This is a genomic window from Kitasatospora sp. NPDC057518 (assembly GCF_042802075.1).
Lineage (GTDB): Bacteria > Actinomycetota > Actinomycetes > Streptomycetales > Streptomycetaceae > Kitasatospora.
Genome location: NZ_JBHVEU010000747.1, coordinates 1 through 2,025, shown reverse-complemented (window position 1 = coordinate 2,025; position 2,025 = coordinate 1). Strand labels below are relative to the sequence as shown.

Annotated in this window: 3 protein-coding genes; 1 reads left to right on the top strand and 2 read right to left on the bottom strand. The window is 72.4% G+C overall.

What is annotated here, in order from left to right; all coding sequences use genetic code 11:
• Positions 1–41 precede the first annotated feature (41 nt).
• Positions 42–197 (bottom strand): hypothetical protein, encoded by a 156-nt coding sequence (locus ACFU7Z_RS39050; RefSeq protein ID WP_181970583.1) that lies wholly within the window; start codon positions 195–197, stop codon positions 42–44.
• Between the two features lie 235 nt (positions 198–432).
• A complete protein-coding gene (locus tag ACFU7Z_RS39045) occupies positions 433–579 on the bottom strand; it encodes a hypothetical protein (protein ID WP_158077652.1) in 147 nt (48 codons plus the stop codon).
• Between the two features lie 312 nt (positions 580–891).
• Here ACFU7Z_RS39045 and ACFU7Z_RS39040 point away from each other — a divergent pair, with 312 nt between their 5' ends.
• Positions 892–1,962: a M48 family metallopeptidase gene (locus ACFU7Z_RS39040; RefSeq protein WP_380782907.1), complete on the top strand. Its 1,071-nt coding sequence runs from the start codon at positions 892–894 to the stop codon at positions 1,960–1,962.
• Positions 1,963–2,025: the final 63 nt, after the last annotated feature.

Here is a 2,025-nt window from a genome sequence, read left to right as displayed (position 1 = left end):
GCCGGTGGCCGGACGCTCCCCGAGCGGCCCCAGGCCCCGGCTCAGCGGTCCCGGTTGAAGCGGGTGGTGATGAAGAGCAGGACCAGCAGGATGACCAGTGCGGCGCCACCGGTCAGGGCCGGGTTCAGACTGTCGTGGTTGCCCCCCTCGCCCTCGGCGAGCAGGTTCAGAACGGGGAGTGCGGCAGCAGTGCTCATGGTCGGCGGGACCTTCTCGGCTCGGTGAACGGACCTGGGGGTTGTTCCGGGCCGGGTGAGGGCCCACCCGTCATCGTACGGGGGGTTACACGGCAACCGCTCGGCGGCCCACCGCCGCTGACCGGGCGTGAGCGCGGGCCGAGGGAGCGACCGGCGAACGGGCCCGGGCCCCGGCGAACGGACCGGGGACGGCCCCCGGGAACGGACCGGGGACGGCCCCGGGGAACGACCGGCCCTAGTTGTTCTTGAAGGCGCGGGCCATGATCCAGATCAGCAGGCCGATGCCCACGAAGGACGCGACCACGATGATCCGCAGGAACAGGCCGGGGCCGGACTCGTCGGAGATGGGCGCGGCCAGGCTGACAAGCGTGTCGGTGGACATCTGCGGGGGCTCCTCGTACTGCTCGGTACCGCGGCCGGGTCCGGTCTCGGTCGTCCAGGCCTCAGAGTAAACCGGCCTCACACCGGCGGAGCCCCCCGGCCCCGCAGACGCGCGCCACCGGCCCTGCGGGCGCGCCCCGGCGGCCCGCCGAGCCGCCCACGGCCCCGGCGCCCACCGCGCGGACCGCGCGTACGCTGACCCCGGGGACGAGTACGCAACCGCGCACGTTGCACAGACAGTCGTTGCAGGCGAAGACCAGCGGGGGGCGGGCCAGCGGGCCGCGGCCGCCGTCGACCAGGAGGTACTCACACCATGACCGACACGACCTCGAAGACGCCGAGCCGCCGCCGCGAGCGCTTCCCCGGGATCTCCACCCGGGCCTGGGAGCACCCGGCGGACCGCTCGGCGCTGGTCGCGCTGCGCAGGCTGACCGGCTTCGACGACATCCTGAAGAAGCTCGCCGGACTGGTCTCCGAGCGGGCGATCCGGCTGATGTTCCTGGCCACCGCGGTGAAGACCTCCGAGCGCCAGTTCCCGGAGCTGCACGACATGGTGCGCGACGCCGCCTACGTGCTCGACCTGGAGCAGGTCCCCGACCTGTACGTTTCCCAGGACCCGACGGTCAACGCGTACTGCATCGGCATCGACACCCCGGTCATCGTGATCACCAGCGGCCTGGTCGAGCTGCTGGACGAGGAGGAGCTGCGCTCCGTCATCGGCCACGAGGTCGGCCACGCGATGTCCGGCCACGCCGTCTACCGGACGATGCTGATGATCCTCACCAACATCGCCACCCGGATCGCGTGGGTGCCGCTCGGCAACCTGGCGATCACCGCGATCATCACCGCGCTCAAGGAGTGGTTCCGCAAGGCGGAGCTGTCCAGCGACCGGGCCGGCCTGCTCGCCGGGCAGGACCTCCAGGCGTCCATGCGGGCCCTGATGAAGCTGGCCGGCGGCCACAACCTGGCCGAGATGAACGTCGACGCCTTCCTGGAGCAGGCCGAGGAGTACGAGAAGGCCGGCGACCTGCGCGACGGCGTGCTCAAGGTGCTCCAGCTGCTGCCGCAGACCCACCCCTTCGCGGTGGTCCGGGTCGCCCAGCTGAAGAAGTGGGCGGAGAGCGACGACTACCGCTCGATCATGGCCGGCGCCTACCCGCGCCGCTCGGACGACCCGGACACCTCGGTCACCGAGCAGTGGAAGGCCGCCGCCGAGCACTACACGACCTCGGTCAAGGAGAGCAAGGACCCGCTGATGGGCCTGCTGCGGGACGTGGCCGGCGGCGCCGCGACGGTCGGCGGCAAGCTCCGCGACACCTTCACCGGAGGCGGCAGCAGCGGCAACGGCAGCCGCAACGGCTCCGCAGACCACGACGGCAGCTGACCCACCGCGACCGACCACGACCGCGAGCCGCGACGGCGGCCGGCGTCCCGCCCGGGGCACCGG

Coding starts and splice junctions, on each gene's coding strand:
- ACFU7Z_RS39050 (WP_181970583.1), bottom strand. CDS start 197: ATGAGCACTGCTGCCGCACTCCCCGTTCTGAACCTGCTCGCCGAGGGC.
- ACFU7Z_RS39045 (WP_158077652.1), bottom strand. CDS start 579: ATGTCCACCGACACGCTTGTCAGCCTGGCCGCGCCCATCTCCGACGAG.
- ACFU7Z_RS39040 (WP_380782907.1), top strand. CDS start 892: ATGACCGACACGACCTCGAAGACGCCGAGCCGCCGCCGCGAGCGCTTC.